This window comes from Streptomyces niveiscabiei (genome assembly GCF_001419795.1).
Taxonomy (GTDB): Bacteria; Actinomycetota; Actinomycetes; order Streptomycetales; family Streptomycetaceae; genus Streptomyces; species Streptomyces niveiscabiei.
The window spans coordinates 1-7,012 of the sequence record NZ_LIRL01000989.1; the positions used below are offsets into that span (position 1 = coordinate 1).

The 7,012-nt window shown below is 72.6% G+C and carries 4 protein-coding genes; 1 reads left to right on the plus strand and 3 read right to left on the minus strand.

Annotated features, from left to right (window positions below; translation table 11 throughout):
• Positions 1–4,086 (minus strand): glycoside hydrolase family 38 N-terminal domain-containing protein (locus tag AOK24_RS38480; protein ID WP_055724584.1); only part of this gene is annotated, 4,086 nt, incomplete at its 3' end.
• 97 nt (positions 4,087–4,183) lie between these two features.
• Positions 4,184–5,068: a MurR/RpiR family transcriptional regulator gene (locus AOK24_RS38485; RefSeq protein ID WP_010360196.1), complete on the minus strand. Its 885-nt coding sequence runs from the start codon at positions 5,066–5,068 to the stop codon at positions 4,184–4,186.
• Between the two features lie 165 nt (positions 5,069–5,233).
• Between AOK24_RS38485 and AOK24_RS38490 the strand changes: the two genes are divergently transcribed.
• Positions 5,234–6,022, plus strand: a complete 789-nt coding sequence (locus AOK24_RS38490) for a sugar isomerase domain-containing protein (protein WP_107104149.1) — start codon at positions 5,234–5,236, stop codon at positions 6,020–6,022.
• A gap of 49 nt (positions 6,023–6,071) precedes the next feature.
• Here the strand turns inward: AOK24_RS38490 and AOK24_RS38495 are convergent.
• Positions 6,072–7,012, minus strand: a 941-nt coding sequence (locus AOK24_RS38495; RefSeq protein WP_159052137.1) for a beta-propeller fold lactonase family protein, incomplete at its 5' end; no start/stop codon positions are given.

The following is a 7,012-nucleotide window of genomic DNA, read 5'->3' on the forward strand; positions in this document are numbered from 1 at the left end:
CGCCGACACCGCCCACAGCTGCCCGTTCACGGTCCCCCGTGTCGTGTTGCGCAGCCGCACCGGCACGGTCGCCCGCTCACCCCGCCGCACCCGGACCCGCTCCACGCCGAGGGACGTGACCAGCGTCGGCCCGGTCCGCCCGTCGGGCTCGCCCGGGGGCACCTCGCCCGGCACGTCGAGGGCGACGACGTCCTCGTACACCTGCCCGCCGTACGACAGCCGCCCGGCGAGCCAGTGCCGGCCGGGAGCCGCGTCCGGGGGCGGTACGACGGTGACCTCGGCGAGGCTGAAGCCGCCCGGCGCCAGGTCGTAGGCGACGACGGGCGGGGAGGCGGTCCAGCCGTCCGGCAGCAGCAGCCGTACGGTGCCGGAGGCCGGCGCGTCGGTCAGTTCCGAGGAGACGCGGACCGTCGCCGTGACCGGCCCGGAGACGGTGAGGGCGGTGGGGGAGAGGTAGAGGGCGACGGGGAAGTTGCCGCGCGGCGCGGGGCCGGAGTTGTGGAGCCAGTAGCGCGTGTAGACGGGCTGCGCCGGCTCGTGCCCGGCGACCGGCTCGACACCCGGGCACGGTACGGCGGTCGCCCCGGGCACCGCCACCACCGTCCCCACCTCGAACCCGCCAAGACCGAACCCGACCCCCCGGTCGGCGTCCAGCTCCTCCCCGGCCCGCTCCAGCACATCGGACCGGACGGCGGACGCCCACTCCACGGGCCCCGTCACCCGCGCCCGCACCGGCCGCCCCTCCACCTCGTGCACCCGCACGACCACGCCCCGCCCGGGATCGGCGGCCTGCGACCCGCCCCGGGCCAGCGGCGACCCGGCGGCCTTGAGGGCGTCCACCACCACCCGCCCCTCCGGCTCGACGGTGAACAGCTTCGCCGCCCTGGGCAGCCCGGTGACGACCTCGACTCCCCTGCGGACCCGCCCGGTCAGCGGCCGGTTGAACGCGTGCCCGGCCTGCGGGAGCCGCTGCTCGCGCCAGTCCCCGGCGCCCGCGAGGACCGCGTACTCGAACGTGTGCGACCAGTGCTGGAGCTGGAACCCGGACCCGTCGGGCGCGGTCCGGCGCGGCGGGTCGACCCAGATCCCCGACGGCCAGCCCGTACAGGACCGCATCAGCGACATGTAGAGGTCGCCCGAGGCGGTGACGACACACCCCGGCGTCCCCCGGTTCAGGACGGCGAAACTCCGCCCGTCCCACGCGTCCCCGGGCGGCAGCGCCTCCCCGCCGCCGGCCGCCGTGGCGCGCACGACGGCGTCCTCCAGGTCCGTGATCAGCGCGTCGACGGCCTTCGCGTCCTGCTCGGCGTCCACGCCCGCGACGACCAGCAGCGGCAGCCGCTCCAGGTCCCGCAGGTCAGAGCCGGGCACCCACTCCTCGCGCAGCGAGGCACGCGGCGCGACCCATACGGCCGCGAGCCCCGACTCGGCGAGCTGGCGCCGCAGTTCGCGCGCGGCGGCCGGGTCCCAGCCGAGCGCCTCGGCGACCAGCGCGTTGCGCTCGGGCCCGCCGACGGCGATCCGGATGTCCGGCAGATTGGAGTCGACCTCCAGATCCCCGTACCGCTGCCCGCCCGCGATCGTCGAGGTCGCCGTGACCCCGACGCGGACGAGGGCTGCCGCGAGCGGAGTCCCCAGCTCGCCGGCGCTGCCCCAGTCCGGGTAGATCAACTCGGCGACGCCGATGGCCCGTTCGCCCAGCAGCGAGCCGTCCGTGCCGTGCACGGCGACCCGTGCCGTGGAGCCGAGCCCGAACCAGGTGTTGGCGGGGTTGTCCAGCGTCCACGGGAACCGCTCGCTGTCCACCTCCACGAACCCGAACCCGCGCCCGATCACCGCGTCCGCGACCTCGTGCACCGGCAGCCCGCCCCGCACGTCCGACGGCCACCGCACCCGGATCAGCCGGTCGGCGCCGTCGTACCCGTCGAGAGTCGTCGACACGTCGAGCCGGTCCACCCCGGCCCACAGCGTGATGCGCTGCGTGTACCGGAAGAGCCCGAGGTCGCCGCGCACGGTGATGCGGGACCCGGCGGGGGAGTGCTCGACATCGATGTCGGCCGCGACAAGTCCGCTGCGCGCGGCGGTCGTTCCGGTCGGCGTGAGGTGCCAGGGGCCCTCGCCGAACCGGGGGTGGCGGGCGAACTCCTCTTGCACGACAAGCTCGTTGCCGATGTCGCCGTCCCGCAGCAGCTCCCGGCCGTCCGCGCTCTCGTCGAGCGCGCGCAGGCTGCTGATCGCGCCGCCCCGCGCGGGGTCGACGGTGACCTGGTAGTACGCGTTGCGGATCGTCGTCCCGTCGCCGCGCGTCCACCCCGGCACCGAACCCTCCGCCAGCGACAGGGCCTTGAGCCCCATGCCGGGCACCTCCGGCACGACGACGGTCAGTCGGCCGTCCTCGCGCACGGCGGGCAGCGGCAGGCCGGTGACGTCCAGCGGGACCAGGCCCGGGTCGTCGACCGTGAGGGTGTCACGCCGTTGCCAGGTCGCCGAGTTGAACACGACCAGGTCCGGGGCGCCGCCGGGCAGCGAGACGACCCGGGAGGCGAGCGCGTCGGTCGCGTCCGCGTGGACGTCGCGCGCCAGGTCGTACAACTCCCGCCAGCCGGTGAGGAGATCGACGTACACCTGGTCCGACTCGGAGCCGGTGATCGCGTCGTGGTGCGCGCCGTAGATCAGCTGGCGCCACGCCTTGTCGAGCGCCGCGTCCGGGTATGGGTGCCCGGTCACCAGGGAGGCGAGCGTCGCCCAGGACTCCGCGTCGGACAGCAGCGACTCGCCGTACCGCTGGGCCTGTTTGGTGTCGATGTACGAGACGTCCTTGCCGGTGTAGATCGGGTTCATGTCCCGCGTCTGCGGCGAGGCGACGCGGCCCTCGGTCTCCAGCTCGGCGCGTACGGCGGCGAAGAAGTCGCGGGGGATCGCGCTGACGAACCTCGGCCAGACGTAACGGGCGTTCCAGTCCCGGTGGATGCCCATCACCCAGCGGCACGGCGGCGCGTAGTCACCGCCGACCGGCAGCATCACGTTCTTCGTGAGCGCGACCTTCTTCAGCCCCTTGAACAGCTTCAGCGCGGCCTGTTCGGCCTCGGGGAGGGTGGGCGCGTTGTCGATGGCCCAGCCGGCGCCGTAGTGGTTGACCATGTACGCCGTCAGCAGGCCCCGCCCGGAGGGGGCGATCCAGTTGAACTCGGCCTGGAACTGCATGCGTTGCGGGTCGCGGGGCTCCTCGCCGAACACCGAAAGGGTCGGGCCCCACTGGTGGAAGGGGCCGCGTGCCCAGGAGCTGGTGGAGATGTCCGCGTCCGCCATCAGGCCCGGGAACTGCGGGTCGTGCCCGAACGCGTCCAACTGCCAGGCGGTGTCCGGCTCCGCGCCCATGATCCCGCGCTGGAACCCGTCGCCGTACAGCGCGTTGCGTACGGTCGCCTCGGCGCCGGTCAGGTTGGTGTTGGGCTCGTTGTAGGTGCCGCCCATGATCTCGATGCGCCCGGTGCGGATCAACTCCCGCAGGAACGCCCGCTCTTCGGGGAAGGAGTCCCAGTACGGCTTGAGGTAGTCGACCTCGGCGAGGACGAACGTGTACGCCGGGTCGCGCCGCGCGAGGTCGCAGTGGGCGCGCACCAGGCTCATGCCGGACTGGCCGCGCGAGTCGAAGGTGCGCGCCGGGAGGCCGCTGGCGGCGTCGTCGGCGACGTCCCAGGTCTCCGTGTAGGCGGCCTGCGTGTTCCACCAGACGGGGTCGTAGTGGAAGTGGCTGACCATGAACATCGTCCAGCCGGGCTCGGCGGCGGTGAACTCGGCGGTGTGCCGGACGGTCTGGTTTGTGGCGGAGTCCTCGGCGGTGACCGTGATCTCGCGCTGGTCGCCGGGCGCGAGCCCCTCGGACGTCACGGATATCTCGGCGCGGACCGTGCCGTCCTCGCCGACGGTGACGAGCGGCTCGTCGACGCCGTGGACGCCGTCGCCCGTCAGCGTCAGCCGGACCTGCCGGCCGGGGTCGTGCCCGAGTTCGACGGCCACCACCTGGTGCGGATGCTCGGCGGTGCCGGTGAACAGCTCGGTCGACTCGACGGAGATGACACGCATGGGGCTCCTACGGGAGGTCGAGGGAGCCTCATAGTGGCACCGAGCGGTGGTTCAATCAACCATTCCTAGGCATCGAGGTTGGTTGAACCATGCATGATCAGCGGGCCCGGCGCGCCTTCACCGCGTGCTGCGGGGTGATGTGGTCGGTCAGCGCGAGGGAGGCGCTGGCCCGCTGGTACGAGAGCTGCGCGACCCGCACGTACAGGCAGTCCACGATCATCAGCACCGAGTGCCGGCCGCCGATCGAGCCGGTGCGGAAGCTGGTCTCCGAGGTGGCCGAGATCAGCCGTACGTCGGCCGCGCGGGCCAGCGGCGAGCGCGGGTCCGTGGTCAGCGCGATCGTCGTCGCGCCCCGCTCCTTCGCCATCTCGAACGGCTCCAGCGTCTCGCGCGTCGACCCCGAGTGCGAGATGCCGATCGCCACGTCCGCCGGGGTCAGCAGCGCCGCCGAGGTCGCCGCGCCGTGCACCTCCGTCCAGCCGCGCACCGCGCAGCCGATCCGGAACAGCCGCGTCTCCGTCTCCTGCGCGACCGCGCCGCTGCCGCCGACGCCGTACACGTCGATCCTGCGCGCCCTGGCCAGCGCCTGCGCGCCGCGCTCCAGGGCGTCCAGGTCGATGCGGTCCACGGTCTGCTGGATCGCCCGCAGGTCGGCGCTGCCGACCACCTGCACGACCCGCTCCAGGCTGTCGTCCGGCGAGATGTCCGGGCCGATCTCCGCCGTCCCCCAGTCCGACGCCTCGCCCCGGCCGCGCTCCTGCGCCAGTTCGATCAGCAGGTGCTGGTAGGAGTCCAGGCCGATCGCCCGGCAGAAACGGGTCACCGTCGCCTGCGAGGTGCCGGTGCGCCGGCCCAGCTCCGCCGCCGAACAGTGGGTGACGGCGGCCGGGTCCTCCAGGATCAGCTCACCGACCTTCCTCAGGGAGCCGGCCAGCCTCGGCAACTCGGTGCGGATCAGTGTGGTGACGTCGGTCGTGGGCATGAAGAGAAGGTATCAGCCACCGACTGACTGGTCGGATGAATACCAGGACCGAAGGTGCTGTCAGGTGTGTGCCTCGTTGCCGGTGAGCCGGTCTGTGTGATTTATTGATTCACCTGTTTGCTGAAGCAGGGTGGTTTGAGCCATCAGTCCAGTGGGGAGTGCCAGGTGACCGTCGAGTCCGCCAACGAGTCCGCCAACGAGTCAGTGCGTGCGGAACGCTTCGCCAAGGAGGGCCTCGACGTCCTCTCCCGCCTCGTCGAGACATCCCGGGACGACGTGTCCAGGGCCGCCGCCCTCATCGCGCAGTGCGTCCGCGACGACGGGGTGATCCAGGCGTTCGGCACCGGCCACTCCCAGGCCCTCGTCCTCGAACTCGCGGGCCGCGCGGGCGGGTTCGTCCCCACCAACCGCCTCCAGGTCCCCGACCTCGTCCTCTTCGGCGGCGACGCGCCCAGCGCCCTCGACGACCCGCTCCTCGAACGCGAGCCCGGTGTCGCCGCCCGCCTCTACGACCTCGCCGCGCCCCGGCCGCAGGACCTCTTCGTCGTCGTCTCCAACTCCGGCGTCAACAACGTCATCGTCGAGATGGCCCTCCAGGCGAAGGAACACGGGCACAAGCTCCTCGCGATCACGTCCCTCGCCCACACCCGTGCCGTCCCGGCCAAGCACTCCAGCGGCAAGAAGCTGGCCGACCTGGCGGACGTCGTGCTGGACAACGCGGCGCCTCCCGGGGACGCGCTGCTGCCGCTGCCGGACGGCGGCGCGGTGTGCGCGCTGTCCACGCTGACCGGGGTGCTGCTGGTGCAGATGGCCGTGGCCGAGGCGGCCGGCCAGCTGATCGAGTCGGGGGACCGGCCGCCGGTGTACGTGTCGGCGAACGTGCCGGGTGGGTTCGAGGGCAACCTGCTGCTGGAGAAGAAGTACGAGGGACGGATCCGCCGCACCGCGAGCTGAGGTCCGGGAAAGAGGGGTTGCCGTCCCTGCGGACGGCAACCCCTCTTTTCTACTTCACCGGCACCCCCGTCACCGCCGCCGCCAGCGGGTACGCCCCCGTCGGCAGCGGCGTTCCGGGCTTGCCCGTCCCCGTGTCCAGCGGCACGAGCCGGTTCTCGTCGGCCGTCGTCACGTAGACCGTGTCGCCGTTCCAGCTCGGCGCCGCGTCGAAGGCCGACCTGCCCACCGTCACCGGGGTGCCCGGGGCGCCCGTCACCGTGTCGACCGGGGTCGCCGTGGTGCCCGTGCTGGCGGTGACCCAGAGGGTGCGGCCGTCCGGGGTGATCGTCAGGCCGTACGCCTGGCCCGTGACCAGGTACGTCGGCTTCGTGACGTTCGTCGCCGTGTCGATCGGGGTGATCGACGAGCCGCCCGAGTTGGAGACGTACACCGTCCTGCTGTCGGGCGCCGCGACCACGTTGAAGGGGCGGGGGCCGACCGGGATCGCCGTGCCCGCCTTGTTGGTGGCCAGGTCCACCGGGGTGACCGTGTTGCTGTTGATGTTCGGGACGTAGAGGGTCTTGCCGTCCGGAGTGATCGTGAGGTTCTCGGGGCCTCTGCCGACCTTGACCGGCGTACCCGGCTTGAGCGTCGCCGTGTCGATCGGCTGGACCGTGGCGTCCGTGTAGTTGGCGACCCAGAGGGTCTTGCCGTCGGGTGTCAGGGCGAGGCCCGCCGGGACCTTGCCGACGGGGACCGTCGCCGTGACCGTGCCCGTGGACACGTCGATGACGCTGACCGTGTTGGCGCCCTGGTTCGCCGCGTACGCCGTACGGCCGTCCGAACTCGTCGTCACGTCACCGGGGTTGGCGCCGGTCTTGATCTCGGTGCTGGTGCCGGTCGAGAGGTCGATCGAACTGACCGAGGCGCCGCTGAAGTTGGCGGTGAGGGCGCGCAAGGTGCCGGTGCCGTCGGTGATCTGGACGGGGAGGGTGCGGGGGAGGGCGCCGG

Coding starts and splice junctions, on each gene's coding strand:
- AOK24_RS38485 (WP_010360196.1), bottom strand. CDS start 5,068: ATGCCCACGACCGACGTCACCACACTGATCCGCACCGAGTTGCCGAGG.